This window comes from Pseudomonas viridiflava, assembly GCF_900602065.1.
Classification (GTDB): domain Bacteria; phylum Pseudomonadota; class Gammaproteobacteria; order Pseudomonadales; family Pseudomonadaceae; genus Aquipseudomonas.
This window is the reverse complement of sequence record NZ_UWFN01000347.1, coordinates 133260-152037: the sequence shown is the minus strand read 5'-3', so window position 1 is coordinate 152037 and position 18778 is coordinate 133260. Positions and strand designations below refer to the sequence as shown.

19 protein-coding genes, 1 tRNA gene and 1 pseudogene are annotated in these 18778 nt (G+C 57.2%); 5 read left to right on the top strand and 16 right to left on the bottom strand.

Features of this window, described 5'->3' with window-relative positions; all coding sequences use genetic code 11:
• The first annotated feature begins 137 nt into the window (after positions 1-137).
• A complete protein-coding gene (locus EE949_RS26445; protein ID WP_122666989.1) occupies positions 138-701 on the top strand; it encodes a hypothetical protein in 564 nt (187 codons plus the stop codon).
• A 167-nt stretch (positions 702-868) separates the two neighbouring features.
• Entirely contained in the window at positions 869-1861 is a 993-nt protein-coding gene (locus EE949_RS26440; protein WP_122666988.1) for a hypothetical protein, read from the top strand.
• Positions 1862-2096: 235 nt separating this feature from the next.
• Here the strand turns inward: EE949_RS26440 and EE949_RS29925 are convergent.
• From EE949_RS29925 to EE949_RS26410, 6 genes and pseudogenes are all read right to left on the bottom strand, one after another.
• Positions 2097-2275, bottom strand: a pseudogene (locus EE949_RS29925) (transposase); the annotation flags it as partial.
• A gap of 317 nt (positions 2276-2592) precedes the next feature.
• A complete protein-coding gene (locus tag EE949_RS29565) occupies positions 2593-2961 on the bottom strand; it encodes a hypothetical protein (RefSeq protein ID WP_162873898.1) in 369 nt (122 codons plus the stop codon).
• A gap of 674 nt (positions 2962-3635) precedes the next feature.
• Positions 3636-3923, bottom strand: a complete 288-nt coding sequence (locus EE949_RS29920) for a hypothetical protein (protein ID WP_122666987.1) — start codon at positions 3921-3923, stop codon at positions 3636-3638.
• Complete coding sequence (locus EE949_RS26425) at positions 3920-4900, bottom strand: integrase domain-containing protein (protein WP_122667087.1); 981 nt, start codon at positions 4898-4900, stop codon at positions 3920-3922. The genes EE949_RS29920 and EE949_RS26425 overlap by 4 nt, the downstream gene beginning before the upstream one ends.
• An 893-nt stretch (positions 4901-5793) precedes the next feature.
• The gene (locus tag EE949_RS26415; protein WP_122666986.1) at positions 5794-7122 is read right to left on the bottom strand and encodes a tyrosine-type recombinase/integrase; all 1329 of its coding nucleotides are present in this window, start codon (positions 7120-7122) and stop codon (positions 5794-5796) included.
• 164 nt (positions 7123-7286) lie between these two features.
• Positions 7287-7362: transfer RNA gene (locus EE949_RS26410), tRNA-Thr, on the bottom strand.
• Positions 7363-7641: 279 nt separating this feature from the next.
• Here EE949_RS26410 and EE949_RS26405 point away from each other — a divergent pair.
• A complete protein-coding gene (locus EE949_RS26405) occupies positions 7642-8634 on the top strand; it encodes a J domain-containing protein (RefSeq protein ID WP_122666985.1) in 993 nt (330 codons plus the stop codon).
• 276 nt (positions 8635-8910) lie between these two features.
• On the opposite strand, the gene EE949_RS26400 is transcribed toward EE949_RS26405, so the two are convergent.
• From EE949_RS26400 to EE949_RS26390, 3 genes are read right to left on the bottom strand one after another with little or no spacing between them, the layout of a single operon-like run.
• Positions 8911-9501, bottom strand: a complete 591-nt coding sequence (locus EE949_RS26400) for a YggT family protein (RefSeq protein ID WP_122666984.1) — start codon at positions 9499-9501, stop codon at positions 8911-8913.
• Between the two features lie 28 nt (positions 9502-9529).
• A complete protein-coding gene (gene proC / locus EE949_RS26395; RefSeq protein WP_122666983.1) occupies positions 9530-10348 on the bottom strand; it encodes a pyrroline-5-carboxylate reductase in 819 nt (272 codons plus the stop codon).
• Positions 10349-10370: 22 nt separating this feature from the next.
• A complete protein-coding gene (locus EE949_RS26390; RefSeq protein WP_122666982.1) occupies positions 10371-11057 on the bottom strand; it encodes a YggS family pyridoxal phosphate-dependent enzyme in 687 nt (228 codons plus the stop codon).
• Positions 11058-11112: 55 nt separating this feature from the next.
• Here EE949_RS26390 and EE949_RS26385 point away from each other — a divergent pair, with 55 nt between their 5' ends.
• Entirely contained in the window at positions 11113-12147 is a 1035-nt protein-coding gene (locus EE949_RS26385; protein ID WP_122666981.1) for a type IV pilus twitching motility protein PilT, read from the top strand.
• 144 nt (positions 12148-12291) lie between these two features.
• Here the strand turns inward: EE949_RS26385 and EE949_RS26380 are convergent, their stop codons facing one another.
• Positions 12292-12984, bottom strand: coding sequence for a C40 family peptidase (locus EE949_RS26380; RefSeq protein WP_122666980.1), 693 nt, complete (start codon positions 12982-12984; stop codon positions 12292-12294).
• Positions 12985-13233: 249 nt separating this feature from the next.
• On the opposite strand from EE949_RS26380, the gene EE949_RS26375 reads away from it, so the two are divergent.
• Positions 13234-13653, top strand: a complete 420-nt coding sequence (locus EE949_RS26375; protein WP_122666979.1) for an NINE protein — start codon at positions 13234-13236, stop codon at positions 13651-13653.
• Positions 13654-13858: 205 nt separating this feature from the next.
• On the opposite strand, the gene EE949_RS26370 is transcribed toward EE949_RS26375, so the two are convergent.
• From EE949_RS26370 to EE949_RS26345, 6 genes are all read right to left on the bottom strand, one after another.
• Positions 13859-15130, bottom strand: coding sequence for a dihydroorotase (locus EE949_RS26370; RefSeq protein ID WP_122666978.1), 1272 nt, complete (start codon positions 15128-15130; stop codon positions 13859-13861).
• Positions 15127-16131, bottom strand: a complete 1005-nt coding sequence (locus EE949_RS26365) for an aspartate carbamoyltransferase catalytic subunit (protein WP_027898382.1) — start codon at positions 16129-16131, stop codon at positions 15127-15129. The genes EE949_RS26370 and EE949_RS26365 overlap by 4 nt, the downstream gene beginning before the upstream one ends.
• A gap of 24 nt (positions 16132-16155) precedes the next feature.
• Positions 16156-16668 carry a bifunctional pyr operon transcriptional regulator/uracil phosphoribosyltransferase PyrR gene (gene pyrR / locus EE949_RS26360; protein WP_122666977.1) on the bottom strand — a complete coding sequence of 171 codons (513 nt, stop codon included), beginning with the start codon at positions 16666-16668 and terminating at the stop codon, positions 16156-16158.
• A gap of 99 nt (positions 16669-16767) precedes the next feature.
• Positions 16768-17211 (bottom strand): Holliday junction resolvase RuvX, encoded by a 444-nt coding sequence (gene ruvX / locus EE949_RS26355; protein WP_122666976.1) that lies wholly within the window; start codon positions 17209-17211, stop codon positions 16768-16770.
• Complete coding sequence (locus tag EE949_RS26350; RefSeq protein ID WP_122666975.1) at positions 17211-17780, bottom strand: YqgE/AlgH family protein; 570 nt, start codon at positions 17778-17780, stop codon at positions 17211-17213. Before EE949_RS26350 ends, ruvX begins: the two co-directional genes overlap by 1 nt.
• Before the next feature lie 76 nt (positions 17781-17856).
• Positions 17857-18750 (bottom strand): energy transducer TonB, encoded by an 894-nt coding sequence (locus EE949_RS26345; RefSeq protein ID WP_122666974.1) that lies wholly within the window; start codon positions 18748-18750, stop codon positions 17857-17859.
• Between the last annotated feature and the right edge of the window lie 28 nt (positions 18751-18778).

Sequence of the window (18778 nt, the reverse complement as noted above, 5' to 3'; positions counted from 1 at the left end):
GGTCAACGGCAGTGGATCACAAGCAGCTTAGAACAAATTTCTATTTTGGACCGAGTTCCACAGTTATTGATCTGCGTTTGAAGTTTTTTCAAAAATAGGCTTTCTACAGATGATAATTTTAATGGGGAGGATTTAATATGACGCTTCCTACAGCGCGATATTGTATTGAGAAACACAAACACCAATACGGTAAGTGGTGCGCCGCCGCCGCATATGGCCGAGGCTTGGTTGGTGGAGGTAACGCATTGGCATTCAAGCTAATAGAACTGAGCGGCTTGTCCCAAGTTACTGGGCCAGAGGATATTGGCCAAAATGTCGACAAATGGCAGATCAGCTTCATGAAGAAGATTGAAGTGGAGGCGAAGAATCTTGGTGTAACCAACTTCACCTTCGGCCGCGCCCAGAAACTGGTAAATATCTATCTGAAGACGGTCTTGGTCTGCGGCGGGCATCACCAGCACCCAAGCGTTGCCTTGCTCCACCCGCCGCTGGATTTCGAATTGTTCAAAGGGTTGCGGAGTTTCCTATTGAAGAACCGATCCAGTATGAGCAAAGCACGCTCAGCATTCATAGCTGCCCAAAAGCGTAATCCGCGATGGACAAAGTTTTCTGAGGACGATTACGAGGCACATATAGAGGCTATTAAGCTGATAATGGCAGGCAGACCCCTCTACCTAATCGAAGAGTATTGGGAACTTTGAATTTATCATGAGTGGTGGCGATAAGTGTCGAGCCATAATATGACTTTTCTATGTGGCTGATTATTTAGGCATCTACCTGGCTTCCTAACTAGCTACAGCGTCATCGCGGCTTGAGACAGGCTTGTTAGGTAACAGCTATACCAATTAGTTTTGAAAGAGGTAAAAATATGAGTAAACAAATTGAGCAACACCTTGAGAAAATACGACATGAAGTGCAGGGCGGGGAGCATGATCTGGTTGATCAGCGTCAGAAGTCTCTGAAATATTACGTACGGGACATCCATCAGCAACTAGGGAAGTGGCTTTCCCTACAGGGCTACACTGAGGACCGGCGTCGCTATGACCTTAGCTGGGCGCTTGGATTTATTGGTATCGTAGGTGTCATGCTCGCTATTACCCGATCGGCCACTAGTGATTTCGATTGGGTGCGAGAACACACCGTTGCGTTCCGCCTATGGGCTGTCGTGTTGTGTACGATTTTCATCGGCGTATCTTTGGAGCGATCAGCGGTTATTCGATCGCTGTGGAGTTTTGCTAGTACCAAATTTCTAGTCTCTGTCATCCTTTCGGGAGTGGTGCTGTATTCGAGGGGCAGCGCAGCGGCATACGTGAATAGTGTCTTTCATGTAGATGCTTCCGCACTACCCATCACACTGGTGTTTACTACTGGCCTGCTAATCATAAAGCTGGTGCTGCCTTTTATCCTCACCGTTGCACTGGTTCTTTCCTTGGTTCACGGGTTCATTGGTGTAGGCTGGGTCAAAGGTAAATTGGCAGGTGTAGAGGTGAACGAGCCTCCTTTGTACTCTGTGCTCGCTTTTTTTGTATCCAGTGTGATTCTGTACTTCGGTTGGAGCTGGTCCCATGATCAGATTGCAGATTCCAGGGTGCCGGAGAAGGTTTACCTCATGGCTCATGCACTTGACTTCAACTACTCGCATGAGTGCAGCAATGTCGCCCCTAATCGGCCCGTGATATTTTTGGGAGCCGGCCAGGAGGCCGTTCTTGTGGCTCCTTACCAGCTTAAAAGCTTTGACTTTGCTGAATTCTTTGAAGGAGCGGAACCGGTCCCGACGGATTTCATACGTGTTCGGTGCGAGTATAAGTCTGCGCCTGTGGTCGAGCTATCGGGCTTGAGTTCTAGACTTTCAGCCCAGTGAGCTCGACAGGTGCTAGGATGAGCGTTCGCTGGGCACACGAACCAGCGTAGAAACTCGCCATCTTGGCAGCTTTTTTGGTTTCTAGGTTTCAAGGGTGTATCTAGGCCATTGCGTTCGCGGATGTTGATCCTTTCCAGCTGCCCAGTGTGCATAGGCCACCGCCCCCTGCTGAGACTACCCCACCAGTAGCCGTTGAGTCGTTTAGCAAACTGTTTAGCGCCGGTACTGCGCTTACTGACCACGGGCAGGAGCGTTCCGGTATATCTCGCCATGCAGCACCTGAGCAGAGCGCCCAGAGCACGCCATCGAGCATCAGACGGTCGCTCAGGCGGGGCCACCGCCGGCCATGGGTTTCGGTGAAGAGATCAGTAACCACACCCAAGCCTCATCCGAGAGTTCGTAACGCTTTGCCACCACAGTATTCCTTTCCGTAGATGGCTGGAAACGCTACAAGACTTTAGCTTCCGAGGACCGCCGACGGGGTTTCTCGGTATTTCGTACAGAGCCTAACCATCATTAGTTCTTTTGTAAGCATGGGGGGATCAAGAGAGGCAAAGTATTTTAGCCGTTTCCCCCAGAAACTCTAGAGAGTATCTGTTTTTAAAATGCTCCACCCTGAACTCAAATGAAAATGGTAAATCCCCAAACTCTCGTCAACAAAGCAGACTAGCCTAGCGGTACGAAGTTCTGGGATGTCGATCTATACCGGCAAGTTTTTACCTCGTCATTTTTCAGATACCCCAAGGGCTAGGCTGTAAAAAAGAAGGGAGTGGAATTCCTCGATATATGTATTTGCGCGTCTTATCTCCGAATGGGATGTCATGGTAAACCATCCCTCCCTTGCAGCTAATAATTTTGTTCTGAATGTCGCGCATAATTGGTCCGATCTGATGCGGTTCGCAAAATACTCTGCTGCCCGAGCCAAAGCCGAAGCTTTTCAGATACAAGACACGCCATGAACTACCGTCATATATTGTTGCATCAATATATTTCGTCCCCCTCGGCCCAGGATGAACTGCAACATCGCCAATGCGTGCAAATAATTCTTTTGCAGGGTAAGCAGCTCCTGACAGTACAATTTGACTGGGTGGCTTCGACATAAATTAAGCATCCTCGCTAATCTAGTGAACTAACTAAAGCTTAGTAAGCAGATGCGGAGTATTCAGAAAGTTCTCCGCATCAGCTTCCATGCCTAGACGCAAATCCTTTGCTCCTTCAGTGCAGAACCACAAATCCGCGATGGCTGGAGGATTGAAAGCGGCAAGGCAGGCACCAAGACTACAAATTTGTTAGCCGCACGTCCATACGCCTCAGTAGTGTCGCAACGCCCCCTGAGGCTTTGTACGAAATCCCGAGACACCCAATCGATACCATCTCGGAAGCTGAGATATTGTAGAGCCCCCGCCATCAATGGGAAGAATTCTGTGATGGCGAAGCGTTACGAACTTTCCGGCGAAACCTAGATTGTGATTGCCGATCTTTTCACCGAAATCCGCGGCCAAAGGCGGCCCTGTCTGAGCGACCGGCTGAGGCCAGATGGCGGCTCTGCTCGCATGCTGCGTAGATGATATACCGGTTCGCCTTGGCCCGTGACCTACGGTCTATCAACAGCTTTTCTGGCGAAGCTAGGGGCGATTAAATCCTTGATTTTATGACTGGCTGGACGGCGGGGTGCTATACGTACAGTATTACCCTAGCTTGAGAGTAGCTCATGGCACATCATGTGCGGCAAGGTCTGCTCTGGCTTGATTGAGGTCGCTCGTGACTATCAATGTCAGACCTTCGCTGAGCTCTTGAAGACCCATGTCCTTTCTAAGCGCCGAACTAACAGCCGCACTGTCAGTAGGTAGTAATATCGAGTCGCCTCGCATCGTCTCGCTAGTCGGTGGTCAAAAAACCACGCAACATGTTTTTTCTTCCAGCCCCAAGGTGTTTCTAGCTGCCAGCGTTCAGATATCTCCGCTTGGATGAGCTTTGCTTGCCGTAAATGGCGCTGCCGCGTTGCGTACGATCCCGTCAGCACCGCAGCCAAGAACAGTTCCATATCGAATGGCTTACTCATATGCGTCCTCCAATGTAGGCCGCGACCACATCGATACGCCCGTGCCCCAGCTCATAGCTGATCTGCCTCCGAGCTTCACGATCAAGTTTCCTATCTACCTGGCAACATTGGCCGCTGTTGATAGGCGCGGGGTGTTGGGTGATTTGCTCATAGCGTTCACATGCATACGCTGCTCGTAGCTCATGGAAGCCTTTGAGCTTGTGTGCATGCAGGACGTCCCGCGCTGGGCGGATGATTTCCTGCAGAACATTCAGATAGCTTCCGTCTGGCGCAATCAGGTTGCGGCTACTCGCAGGCGATACCTGCCGTGCAAACCCAAGCGCGTCTTGAACATGGTGGTCCACCGCAATCCATCGTGGTGCTGAGGCGCCAGCTCGGCCGCCTTTGGTGCCATCCTGGATGTTGATCCTGCCTAGGTCGTTAGCCTCACGGCTCTGCCGTGGCAAGTCGGCTAGGATGGCCTCACGCAAGCGCATGCCGGTGGCTCGCGCCAATAGAACGATTGCAGCGGCCCGTAGCTGATGATCGCGGCAAAGCACATCGACAATCTGCTTAACCTGTTTGCGGTCTTGGCCCTGCGGCACCGAGTGTCGAACTCCGCTGCGCTGCATACCCAACGCCCTGCTCGGACTTGGCAGTTTCACATGCTGATCACCGCGAAGCGCAGCCATGGTCCTGTTAACACTGGATATCCGGTTTTGTGCAGTGCTGACGGCGAGATCACCGCGCATAACCATGTCGCGCATATACGCCGCATAGTCGGCCAACACCTTGCGATCAATCTGCCGCGCATCATTGATACCAGGCCCCTGATCGGACCGGCACCACCTCACGAATGCCAGCCACCGATCACTGTGCGCCTTGACCGTGCCGTAGTGGCCACCGCCGAACATGTCTTTCAGCGCTTGTGGCCCTGCATAGCTCAGTTGCCTTCCATAACCAAAATTACGACCATCGCGTCTACCTACCGATGCCATCTCAATCACCTCATCTGCCGTTCTCCGATCCTCGCCCCACGTCATCCCGCCAAGAATGCTGAGTGTTATCAGGGATCAAGGCCCCTGCGACCTGTGGGGATGTCCTCTAACGCGGGACTGGCGGCTCTTTACGACCAAGAGCAAGGGCATCTCATGATCTGGCCTCCTGAGCACCGTTACCGGTGGGCGGGTGGAGGCAGCACTGGCTGACGAGACCAGCGCCTGAAGATCCTGAGCCGGGTGCAAGCAGCAATGCGATGACCGGGGCATGCCTGACTGTCAGTCAGGTGCAGTCCATTCCTTGGTCTGCGGCACCATCATCTACATGGCTGTTGCTGGTGACATCGGCGTTTGTCACGCCGATTGTCACGAGGGGAATTGCCGCAAAGCCATGTACGATCAAGGCTGCAGCAGTGGTAGAAGTGCCCGTCTCTTTCCAGAAGAAAGAGACGGGCACAGGTTGGCGCAATAGCCGGCCAAGCGGATAGGTTGCTGCAGGGCAGCGAGGTACGGTGTATCTGGCGCACGAGCGCCGTATGTTTAAGAGCATCCATCACATGGGTAGTGACCGGGCGAGCTGCCGGATGCGAATCGCCCTTGGAGAGAACCACCGCAGGAGCGGCGTGACCTTGAAGGCTCGGGTCACCTGGGGTGCTGTCAACGACAGCGTTTGCAACAACACTTCTACGCCTGTGGATAATTTTGGTCAACGCCCCATTCCTCGTGGCCTCTGGGGCTGTGCATGAAATTATCCACCGGTGGAAATCAGTGGTATCCAAAGGATTTGTGTCGGCTTTTAGCTTTGCAAAGCGAGGTCCATTCAAACAGGGCGGCTTTGCAGCCCTGTTTGGATGGACCCGAATTAAAGAGCGGCCAACGGTGTTCTCGAGGGTTCACCGACGATTGAATGCGCCACGCCCACTTGGCAAGGGGGTGATGTTGTCCCCAGATGGATGGGCAAACTCATGTGGAGTGACATGCCCCGATCTGTTGGCATCGATGTAATTGCTCCACCACGCCATGATCAGCCGGCGCTGCTCCAGAAATTCGGCCTTGTGGATATAGGCGGCGCGCACGCGATTGCGTTCCTTGTGGCTCATCTGCCGCTCAATAGCCGCATCTGTCCACAGGCCTGATTCCAGCAAAGCGCTACAGGCCATGGTCCTGAATCCATGTCCGCATACTTCTTTGGATGTGTCGTAGCCAACGTTGCGCAGCACCTGGTTAACCGTGTTCTCCGACATTGGCTTCCAGTACTTGTGGTCACCGGGCAGCACCAGTTCGGAGAAGCGACTCAAGCCGCGCAGCCGTTCAAGGATCGCGATGACTTGGGGAGAGAGGGGCACCATCTGTATGTCTCCGCTCATCTTAGTGCCACGAGTGGAATTGCGCACGCCATCGATTGGCTTGCGGGTATCCGGGATTTCCCACATCGCCCTTTGCAGGTCGAACTCATCCCAGCGCGCAAAGCGCAGTTCGCTGGAGCGCACGAACACGTGCAGCGTCAGCAGTACTGCCAGCTTGGTTAGCTCACGACCGTTGTAGTTGTCGATCCGTCTGAGTAGTTCGGGGAGGCGGTTGAGGGAGAGGGCAGGGCGGTGTACGGTACGCGGGGCATGAATCGACCCTGCCAGATCGAGCGCAGGATTCTGGCTGATCTGCCGTGCCCGCTTCGCGCCCCGCATGATCGTGGAGAGATAATTCTGCACGCGCAGAGCAACGTCCATGGTGCCGCGCTCTTTGATACGCAGAGTTATTTCAAGCAGATCATGGGTATCAAGCTCAGCGATGGGGCGTTGGCCGATCAGGGGGAAGACGTGGGTGCGCAACCGGCTCATGACGGTCTTGGCGTGTCCCTCCGTCCAGCGCCGCGACATTTCGGCGTGCCACTCCAGGGCGACGGTTTCAAAAAGCAGGGAAGCCTGTTGAGCAGCTAGCTTCGCTTTCTTCTTCTCTTCCATCGGGTCGATGTTGTCGATCAACAGGGCCTTGGCTTCATCGCGCTTGGTCCTCGCGACGGCCAGCGAGATGATGGGGTAGTTGCCGATGATCAGCGTGCCTTCCTTGCCGCTGGGCTTGAAGTAGCGCAATCGCCACGTTTTCACGCCGTTGGGTTTCACGAAGAGGTACATGCCGCCACCGTCGAATAGCTTGTAGGCGCGTTCGCGAGGTTTCGCCGTACGGCATTTGAGGTCGCTGAGAGGAACGGCTAGACGTGGCATAAGGGTACGTTCTCCATGCAGGCAAGACGCTGTACCCTAAAAATACCCCCGGGGATGGGGTATTTTGTTGGATCCCGACGGAGGGTCCTGGAACGAAAAAACCCGCCAAAGGGCGGGTTTTAGGGGCTTCCAAGGCATTCGGTGGAACGCGATGGAGCTGGATATGGTGCCGGCACCAGGAGTCGAACCCGGGACCTACTGATTACAAGTCAGTTGCTCTACCAACTGAGCTATACCGGCGTGATGGGCGCTGAGTATATAGAGTTTTTTTTGGCTGTAAACCTTAGCTCACTGATTTCCTTTAAAAATTTCTTGAGCGGTTGGCTGCGCGCAGGCGTTGGGCCAAAGCGTTGAGGGAGTGAGCCTTTATCGGCGTTCTGGCGTGGGGCTGAAGGGCGATTCGTCAGGTGGGGCCGGGTTTTGTTTTGGTTTGTGCGCTGGCCTTCAGCTTGGGGTGTGGGGCGGTTGCGGTGGGGGAAAGCTTGCTAAGATGTCGCGTCGCAATGGATAGCAAGCTCAATGCCCAGAACACGTACTTATTACGACGAGCTCAATGTTGCTCGGGATGCCTCGCCAGAGGAGATAAAGCACGCCTTCAGGAAGCTGGCGCAGCAGCTGCATCCGGATCGTAATCATGCAGCCAATTCGTCTGATTTGATGGCAGTGGTTAACGCCGCTCATGATGTGTTGGCCGACCCCGCCAAGCGCGCGGCGTATGACGCCAGTCTGGTTCGTGATGCGCAGGTGGCTCGTCAAGCGGCTACTCAGCGGCGTCAGGCCGGGCCGCAAGCCGCTGCAAGGCCGCAGGCTCGCCCCTCAGTAAAACCTCAAGGCAAATCAGCTAAACCCGCAAAGCCAGCGCGGCGCGCCAGTCGTTTGCGTTGGGTGGCGGTGTTTGTGGTCGCTTGTGGCGCGGGCGCCTGGATGGGCTATGACCGGGACGCAGGCAAGGCGTCTATTCCGCCATCACCGCCGGTGGTGGACGATATGGCGATCCTTGCTGAGGCGCAGGCCAAGGCTGAGGCGGTTGCTGAAGCGGCCAGGGTTGCTGCTGCGGTGCCTGTTAATACGCCGGTGAAGATTGTCGAGCCGGGGCAGCCGGACTGTGTGCCGCCGCTGGTTGATCCCATGGGTGCGCCGTGGCCGATCGCTGCAGGTTACATCGCGGGCATGCCGTTGATGCGTGACGGTGGCTGGTCGGAGATTACGGTGGATAACACCGCGGGCGAGCAGGCGGTGTACGCGAAGATTACCGATGCGACGGGCAAGCGTGATTTCCGGCACGCGTATATTCCGGCGCGCAGTCGTTTTACGTTTGGGCGCATGGACGTGGGGTATTACCAGCTCAAGTACAAGATGCTCGATACGGGGTGTGCCTATGCGTCGAGCCGGATTCGGCTAGAGGAGACGCTGGTCGGGGACCGGATCAAGTCGAGTGTTTACAAGCTGACGCTGCGCAAGCTGCAGAATCGGAATTCGCAGTTTTCGAATGTCAGGAGTGAGGAGTTTTAAGGGAGGGCTGGTGCCAGGCTTGTGTCATTTTCGGTATTGGCCTGTAAGCGGAAATCCTGTGGGAGCGAATTCATTCGCGAAGGGGCCGTTACTTTCGCCGCTTATGTATCGCATGAAATACCGACTCCCGAATAAATTCGGTCCCACCCGTACGTCGTGAGCTTGAGGCCTCAATCCACCTGTGATCATTGCTTGCCCGCGGTAAAGTCATTCCGGTTTCAGGCACCGAGTCGATTTTATCGCGGGCAAGCCCGGCTCCCACCCAGGGCCAGGTGATTACATCAGCAAGCGCAGTACGCTCGGCATTTGGGTCATGGCGGCGAGGTTGTTGATGACCAGCATGTCCAGCAGTTTGAGAACCATGAACGCCAGGATCGGCGAGATATCCAGGCCGCCGAGGTTTGGCAGGATGCGGCGCAGCGGCGCCAGCAACGGTTCGGTGATCTGATTGACCAGCTGTGCGCCAGGGTTGTGGCTGCCAGGGGCGACCCACGAGAGGATCACGCTGATGATCAGCGCGTAGAAGAAGATGTTCAGGAATAGACCGGTCACGCCGATGATTGCCCAGAGCAGCAGGTGCAGCGGATCGCCGGTGGTGCCGTAGGCCAGCAGCAAGGTCAGTGCCATCAGGATCATTTGCACAATGATCGCCAGAATCAGCGAAGACATGTCCAGACCGAACAGGCTCGGGATGATCCGGCGCAGCGGCTTGAGCAGTGGCTGGGTGGCTTTGACCGCGAACTGGCTCAGCGGGTTGTAAAAGTCAGCGCGTACCAGTTGCAGCACGAAGCGCAACAGGATGATCAGCAGGTACATACTGCCGATGGTTTGCAGCACGTAGATTGCAGCGGTGTTCAGTCCGATCATCGGTCTGCTCCTCAATGGCCTAAAAAGATTACTTGCCCAGCTGCTCGGCCATTTCTGCCGAACGGTGTGCGGCGGCTGTCAGCGCGGTGTCTACCAACGCTTCGAAGCCTCCGGCCTGGAATGACTTGATTGCGGCTTCTGTGGTGCCCGCTGGCGAGGTCACGCGGCGGCGCAGCTCGGCAGCATCCACATCGCTGCCAGTGGCCATCAGCGCAGCGCCCAGCGCGGTTTGCATCGTCAATTGCGCGGCCACGTCCTGAGGCAGGCCAAGTTTCACGCCTGCGGCAGTCATGGCTTCGATCAACAGGAAGAAATACGCCGGGCCGCTACCGGAAACGGCGGTGACTGCATCCAGTTGCTGCTCTTCTTCCAGCCACAGCGCGAGGCCGACAGCCGACAGCAGTTGCTCGGCCTGGGCGCGTTGCGCTTCGTTGACTTGCTCGGTGGCGTACAGGCCGCTGACGCCCTGACGCAGCAGCGCCGGGGTGTTGGGCATGCAGCGTACGATGGGTTGTTCGCCGAGCCAGTTTTTCATGCTCGCGCAAGTGATGCCGGCGGCGATGGATACGACTAGCTGATGCGGTTTGAGGCTCGGGCGCAGGGCTTCGCAAACGGCTTTCATGGCTTGCGGTTTGACGGCGATCAGCACCACATCCGCGCCTTCCACGGCTTCGGCGTTATCAGCGAATACCTGAATGCCGTGCTCGGCGCTGATCTTGCCGCGTGTTTCGGCACCCGGGTCGCTGGCGCGGATCGAGTCGGCTTCAACGCCTTGGGCGCGAAGCCCACCGATCAGGCTGGCGGCCATGTTGCCAGCGCCGATAAAGGCGATGCGGGTTTTGCTCATGTCGGGTTCCTTGCGTCAGAGGTCATGGCTGGCCGTAATCACGGGCGCCAAAAAGGGCAGTGCCAATCCGCACCCAGGTGGCGCCTTGTGCGATGGCGGCCTCCAGGTCGTGGCTCATGCCCATGGAAAGGGTGTCCAGCGGCAGGTTCAGTTGCGCCTGCAACGAGCTGACAGCGGCGAATGCAGCGTTCTGTTCCGCGCTGTCTTCAGTGGGTTCCGGGATGGCCATCAAGCCACGTAGCTTCAAGCGAGGCAAGGCGCTGATGGCTTCGGCCAGCGCGGGCAGGTCGGCGGGCGTACAGCCGGACTTGCTGGCTTCGCCACTCACGTTGACCTGAATGCAGATATTCAGCGGCGGCAGGTCAGCGGGGCGTTGCTCGGACAGGCGTTGCGCGATTTTCAGGCGATCCACTGAATGTACCCAGGCGAAGTTCTCGGCGATAGCACGAGTCTTGTTCGACTGAATGGGGCCGATGAAGTGCCAGCACAAGGGCAGGTCGGCCAATTCGAGCTGTTTGCCCAGCGCTTCCTGCAAATAGTTTTCGCCAAAATCCCGTAAGCCCGCTGCGTAGGCTTCGCGCAGGGCCTGTGCAGGTTTGGTTTTGCTCACCGCGAGCAGGCCGATGGACGCGGGGTCACGCTGCGCGGCTTGAGCTGCTGCGCTAATTCGCTCGCCGAGCGTTGAAATGTTCGCTGCTATCATGGACATTGATTTGCGCCAGCAGGGCTAAAGTCTGCGGCATTCTATGTGATTGAGGAGCTGTATGGATATTACCGAGCTGCTGGCTTTCAGTGCCAAGCAAGGCGCATCGGACTTGCACCTCTCGGCTGGGCTGCCGCCGATGATTCGTGTGGATGGCGATGTGCGTCGGATCAACCTGCCCGCACTGAATGCCAAGGACGTGCAGGCGCTGATCTACGACATCATGAACGACAAGCAACGGCAGGATTTTGAAGAGTATCTGGAAACGGATTTCTCGTTCGAAGTGCCGGGCGTTGCGCGCTTCCGGGTCAACGTGTTCAACCAGAATCGCGGCGCGGGAGCGGTATTTCGGACCATTCCCGCGAAGATCCTCACGCTCGAAGAGCTGGGCATGGGAGAAGTGTTTCGTAAGATTACCGACGTCCCTCGCGGGCTTGTGCTGATCACTGGGCCGACCGGTTCAGGCAAATCGACGACCCTGGCCGCGATGATCGACCACCTGAACGTCAATCGTCATCACCACATCCTGACCATTGAAGACCCGATTGAATTCGTTCACGAGTCCAAGAAGTGCCTGGTCAACCAGCGTGAAGTGCACCGCGACACGCTGGGCTTTTCAGAGGCCCTGCGTTCGGCGCTACGGGAAGACCCGGATGTGATTCTGGTCGGGGAGATGCGTGATCTGGAAACCATTCGACTGGCGCTGACCGCAGCAGAGACCGGGCACCTGGTGTTCGGCACGCTGCACACGACATCGGCGGCGAAAACCATCGACCGGATCGTGGACGTTTTTCCGGCTCAGGAAAAATCCATGATCCGCTCGATGCTCTCCGAGTCGCTGCACGCGGTGGTGTCTCAGGCGTTGCTCAAGAAGGTAGGCGGCGGTCGGATTGCCGCTCACGAAATCATGATGGGCACGCCAGCGATTCGTAACCTGATCCGCGAAGACAAAGTCGCGCAAATGTATTCGGCGATTCAGACCGGTGGATCGCTGGGCATGCAGACGCTGGACATGTGTCTCAAGGACCTGCTCGCCAAAGGCCTCATCACCCGCGATGCGGCGAAGGAAAAGGCCAAGGTGCCGGATAATTTCTGAGGATTGCCATGCCTGTGGGGTTTAACCCTTGTGGGAGCGGTGCTTGCCCGCGATACATGAGACGCGACTAGAAGACATACCGCGTTATCGTTTATCGCGGGCAAGCACCGCTCCCACAGTTCAGTGTTCGCAGGTCGATTTTGCTTAACGCTGAACAACCCGCAACGGAGCGCTCTGCTTCGGCAGTACACGCTTGGCAACCATGTAATGGCTGTTCCAGTACGGCTTCTTCAAGGTATCTACAGTCACTTTCTTGCCACGGCGCGGGGCGTGGACGAAGCGGTCATTGCCCAGGTAAATCGCAACGTGGTTGACCTTGCGGCTTTTGATGTTGAAGAACAGCAGGTCGCCGGGCTTCAGGTCTTTGCGGTCAACCTTCACGCCGTGCCCTTCGGCCATGGCATTGGAAGTACGCGGCAAATCGACTTCAGCTACGTCGTTGAATGCATATTTCACCAAACCGCTGCAGTCCAGCCCTTTACCTGGAGTGTTGCCGCCCCAACGATAAGGAGTACCGACCGCTTTCAGAGCACGGCTGACGACCGAATTGCTCTGTTTGATGTTTGGTACGCCTGGCGTCGGCAGCGTTTGCACGTTGGCGACGGCCTTGGAATTCTTTGCCGGGGCGCGGTAAATAACGGCCCGGGAGCTATGGCCACGTGGAGAGATGACAGGCGCAGGCTCGGTGGTTTGAGTAGTCGCGATGGCTGGCGAAGAATGAGTTTTCGCGGTGTAGCCGGTGAAGCTCGCGGGTAGTTGTTGCTCACGGTTGGTGGCGTGGGCGGCCAGTGGCATAAGTAGGCAGATGGTTAGCCATGACTTGAAAAAAGGACGCATTCGGCAGGGCTCTTGTGGGTTAGCGCGCAACTTTATAACAGCTTTTTGCGGCTTTCAGACCCTTGATGACAGAACGATTACGGTACGATCGTTTCAGATTCTGCGACAAACTCTCTCAAAACATGGGTGAATCCCTTGTGTTACAAGGGTTTGTTATAAGCGTCAGAGGTTCCTGCCATACGTCGGACAGATACAAAAAAGTCACATGCTTTACAGATATTTTTTTCTATTACGGCAAAAGAGGTCCCAATGAACACCTATCAACTGGATTCACAGCGTCAGGACACCCACAGCAAATTGCTCGGTTACCTGCTGTGGATTGTCGGTTTCACCGGCGCTCATCGCTTCTATTACGGCAAGCCAGTCACTGGCACGATCTGGTTCTGCACCTTGGGCTTGCTGGGCATTGGCTGGCTGATCGATTTGTTCCTGATCCCCGGCATGGATCGCGAAGCTGATTTTCGCTTCACGGCGGGTTCTACCGACTACAACGTGGCCTGGTTGCTGCTGGCATTCCTTGGCGTTTTCGGTGTGCATCGCATGTATCAGGGCAAATGGATCACCGGGATCATCTACCTGTTCACGGGCGGGCTGTTTCTGGTGGGCGTGCTGTATGACCTGTGGACACTGAATGATCAGATTTCTATCAAGAACGCCCAGCGCGGGTGATTAGCAATGGCGCTGCCGTGTCAGCAAGACTGATTTCGCCGCTTCGGCAGCCCCTACAGGATTGAGGTGTTACTCAGCTGTTGTGCCGTGCATCATCCTTGTGGGAGCGAATTCATTCGCGAATGGGTCGGTACAGTCGATAGAGATCTGTCGTTTGCACAACCGTATTCGCGAATGAATTCGCTCCCACAGGGGGGACCTTCTTTCACCCGGTATGGGTAATCCGGCCATCCACCAGTGTGTACCGCACGGCGCTCGGCAGGCAGTGGCCGAGGAACGGGCAGTTTTCGCCTTTGGACAGCCAGGTCTCACCGGCAACCGTTGAGGCAGCAGGATCAAACAGCACGATGTCGGCGGGCGAGCCGGCGCTCAGTTGCCCTGCTGGCAGGCGCAATGCCGCTGCCGGGCCGCTGCTCAAGCGGGCGATCAGGGTTGGCAGGTCCAGCAGGCCATCTTCGACCAGTGTCATTGCCAGTGGCAGCAGCAATTCCACGCTGCTGATGCCTGGCTCGGTCGCGCCGAACGGTGCCAGCTTGGCGTCACGTTCGTGCGGCTGGTGATGGCTGGAGATCGCGCTGATCACCCCGGATTTGACCGCTTCACGCAGCCCGTCGCGGTCTGCGCGGGTACGCAGTGGCGGTTGCACGTGATACAGGCTGGAGAAGTCGATCAACGCCTCATCCGTCAGGATCAACTGATACAAAGCCACGTCAGCCGTAACCTTCAGGCCGCGTGCTTGAGCCTGAGCGATCAGCGCTGCGCCGCGAGCACTGGTCAACTGGCTGAAGTGCGCGCGTACGCCACTTTGCTCGACCAGCAGCAGATCGCGGGCCAACGCTACGGTTTCAGCGGTTTCAGGAATGCCTGCCAAACCCAGAAAGCTGGCGGTCGGGCCTTCATGGGCAAGGCCACCTTCGGCCAGATCGCGATCCTGAGAGTTGAAAATCACCGTCAGGTCGAACGTCGCGGCGTATTCCAGCGCACGGCACAGGGTGCGGGTGTTGCGAAAGCTCTCCAGACCGTTGCCGAAGGCGACGCAGCCCACATCGCGCAACGCGACCAGCTCAGCCAGTTGCTCGCCTTCCAGGCCCTTGCTGAGGGCGCCAATCGGGAACACCTTGCTGTGCCCGGCTTCGCGGGCGCGGTCCAGAATCAGCTCGGCGACGGCCGAGGTATCCAGAATCGGTTTGGTGCGCGGCGGGCAGCACAGGCTGGTCACGCCACCAGCTGCGGCGGCGCGGGTCTCGCTGGCAATCGTGCCTTTGCGGCTGTAACCCGGCTCGCGCAGGGCGACGTTCAGGTCAACCAGACCGGGAGCGGCGATCAGGCCGGTGGCGTCGATGGTCTGCAACGGCTTGAAGCCGGCTGGCGCCTCGCCGATTGCGAGAATCTTGCAGGCTTCCAGGTGCAGATCGGTAACTTGATCCAGACCGCTGTTGGGGTCGATGACGCGAGCGCCGAGGATGCTGAGCTTCACTGGGCGTTCTCCTGTTCGAATTGTCGTTGCGCGGTTTGTCCGCTCATGGCCATGGACAAAACGGCCATGCGCACGGCGATGCCGTAAGTCACTTGATTGAGGATCACCGAATGCGCGCCATCGGCCACGGCTGACTCGATTTCCACGCCCCGGTTGATCGGACCAGGGTGCATGACGATGCAGTCCGGCTTGGCACCGGCCAGACGCGCAGTAGTCAGGCCGAACAGGCGGTAAAACTCGCCCTCGCTCGGCAACAGGCCGCCCTGCATGCGTTCGCGTTGCAGGCGCAGCATGATCACCACGTCGACGTCTTTCAGGCCTTCGTTGAGGTCGGTGTAGACCTTCACGCCATATTGCTCGACGCCGACCGGCAGCAAGGTTTTCGGGCCGATCACGCGGATGTCTGGGCAGCCCAGCGCTTTAAGGGCGATCATGTTCGAGCGTGCCACCCGCGAGTGCAGGATGTCGCCGACGATCGCCACTGAAAGGTTTTCGAAGCCGCCTTTGTGCCGACGAATCGTAAGCATGTCGAGCATGCCCTGGGTCGGGTGCGCGTGACGGCCGTCGCCGCCGTTGATGATCGCCACTTCCGGGCAGACATGCTCGGCAATGAAGTGCGCCGCGCCCGAATCGCCGTGCCGCACGACAAACATGTCGGCAGCCATCGCTTCCAGGTTACGCAGGGTGTCGAACAGCGTTTCGCCCTTGCTGGTCGAGGACGTGGACACGTTAAGTGTGATCACGTCCGCCGACAGCCGCTGCGCCGCCAGCTCAAACGTAGTGCGGGTGCGCGTGGAGTTCTCGAAAAACACGTTGCACACGGTCTTGCCGCGCAGCAGCGGGACTTTCTTCACCGCCCGGGCGCCGACTTCCAGAAACGAGTCAGCTGTGTCGAGAATTTCAGTGAGCAGCTCGCGAGGCAAACCGTCGAGGGACAGAAAATGGCGCAGCTGACCTTGATGGTTGAGCTGCAGCGGGCGCTTGGCGTCGAGGGGCGTCATCGCAAAGGACTCTTTCAAGGGCGGTTAAAGGGCGGTGGACAAGTCTTGAATTTCGAGGGCCAGCGGCGCAGGGCCGCTCAGCTTGACGCGTTCGTTGGCGGCCAGCGTCAGCGTAGCGCCAACTACATCGGGGCTGATCGGCAACTCGCCAGCGTCCAGGTCCAGCAGGCACACCAGCGTCACGCTGGCCGGGCGACCGTAGTCAAACAGCTCGTTGAGGGCAGCACGAATAGTCCGGCCACTCATCAATACGTCATCGATCAGCACCAGGTGCTGGCCTTCGATTTCGAATGGCAGGTCAGAAGGGCGCACCTGCGGGTGCAGGCCGTTCTGGCTGAAGTCATCCCGGTAGAACGAAACGTCCAGCGTGCCCAGCGGGTCATCGCGACCGAGCGTCTTGAGCAGTTCCTGCGCGACCCACACGCCGCCGGTGCGAATGCCGATGAAGCGAGGTTCGCTGATGCCGCGCTTGTTCAGGTGCGCGTTCAGATCAGTGGCCATCTGACGAAGCAGTTCGGCGGGGTTCGGCAGGTTCATGAAGTTGCTCCTGGAAGTACCCGAGCCGGGGCGAGGCCTGGCTCAGGGGAAACGAGAATTCTGGGTATTACTACTTAGCGCTTGTACAGGCTCAATGTGTCAGACACTGAACAGTTCGGCATTTGCATCCATCCAGCCCTGCAATAACAGCATGGCGGCGATGGCGTCGACCGGATTGTCTTTGTAGCTGCTGCCGCGCTGACCACCACGGCTCATGCGTTCGCCTTTGGCCTCGAAAGTGGTCAGGCGCTCGTCATGGGTGTAGACCGGCAGGTTGAAGCGGCCATTGATCCGACGCGAGAACTTTTCTGCCTTGACGCTCATTTCGCTGGGCGTGCCGTCCATGTTCAGTGGCAGGCCGACGATGATGGCATCAGGTTTCCATTCACGGATCAGCGCTTCAATCTGGCTCCAGTCCGGTACGCCTTGCTGGGCCTTGAGCGTGCACAGGTCGCGGGCTTGACCGGTAATGACCTGGCCTACCGCAACGCCTATCTGTTTGGTGCCGTAATCAAAACCCAGCAGTAAACGCAGTGCGGCCATCAGGCGTGGCCTGCCTGGCTGGTGAGCAAGCTCAGGTTGACGCCAAGGCGCGCAGCCGCTGCATTGAGCCGCTGATCACTGTCGACATCGAAGAGGATGGCCGGGTCAAACGGGCAGTTCAGCCAGGCATTGGCGGCCAGTTCAGCTTCGAGCTGGCCTGCATCCCAGCCGGCGTAACCGAGGGTGATCACATTTTGATCAGGGCCATAGCCGTCAGCGATGGAAAACAGCACGTCCTGCGAGGTCGAAAGCGCCAGATCGCCGAGTTCGACGGTCGCCTGGAAGATCTGTCCTCTAGGGTGCAGAACAAAGCCTCGATCGGTCTGCACCGGGCCGCCGGTATGAATCTGGATATCCTGGCAGTGTGCAGCGGGGGGCAGTTCGGGGCGCAATTGCTCAAGAACATCTGCCAAGGTAAGGCTTTGCGGTCGATTGATGACCAGCCCCATGGCGCCATTGGCATTGTGCTCGACGATGTAGGTCAGCGTCTGCGCAAAGTTCGGGTCCACCATGTGTGGCATGGCGATCAGGAATTGATGCTTGAGATAACTCGCAGATACGTTTTTCATGAGCCCTAGTGTGGCGCTGCGCGGCGGGCCTGACAACTGGCAGTTCTGACAGGCTCGCAGGTTTGTGAAGAACCCGTCAGTTACTGGACAGCTTGTCGCCTCGGGCAAATTTCCAGGTACGTATGATCTCGAGTCGGTCGATGTCAGCCAGATCGCCGGTGAACGGCGCAAATGGCGCCGCCAATCGCACGATTCGCTGTGCAGCCTGATCCAGCAACGGTTGCCCGGAGGACTCCAGCACCAGTACTTCGTACAGCGAACCATCACGATTGATCGAAACCATCAGGCGTAAATTGCCGTAAATCTGCTTGCGGCGTGCCTCTTCCGGGTAGTTCAGGTTACCGACGCGCTCGACTTTCTTGCGCCAGTCGTCTTTGTACCAGGCGCCTTTGTCGCGCATGGTCGAGGCGGCGTTGAGGCGGTGGATCTTTGGCCGCTTGGCGTAAAGCTGTTGTTCGTTGGACAGTTCGGCTTCAAGGCTGGCGATTTCGCTGCTGAGTTGCGAGCTGTCGAATTCTGGCGCGGCCTTGGGCGTGGGATCAGGTTTGACCTCTTCACGTTTGGCCACGGTCTTTTCGGGTGTCTTGGCCTTGGTGGCGACCACGGTCTTCGTCGATTCCTGCTTTTGCACAGGCTTGGCGGCAGGCGGTGGGGTCACTTTATTAATCTTGGTGTCCTGAAACGGCGCAAGCTCGGTGGTCTTGGGGATTTCTGCCTTGTCCAGGGTGCCACTGCCTTCCTGATTCTCTTGTGCCAGAAAGTCAGCTTGCTTGGGTTTCGTTTCGCTTTTGAAAGTGGCGAGGGTGATTTCCAGCGTCTGGCTGATCTGCTCAGGTTTGACGTAGGTGAAACCCACGCCAAGGATGATCGCCACGTGAATCAACGCCGCAATCAACAGGGTAAAGCCCAGACGATCAGCCGGGCGCACGCCTGCTTGGGAAAGTTCGTAGGGGAGATCGACAGCAGTCATCAGCGGGTTAGCGTCTCTTGGTATTTCA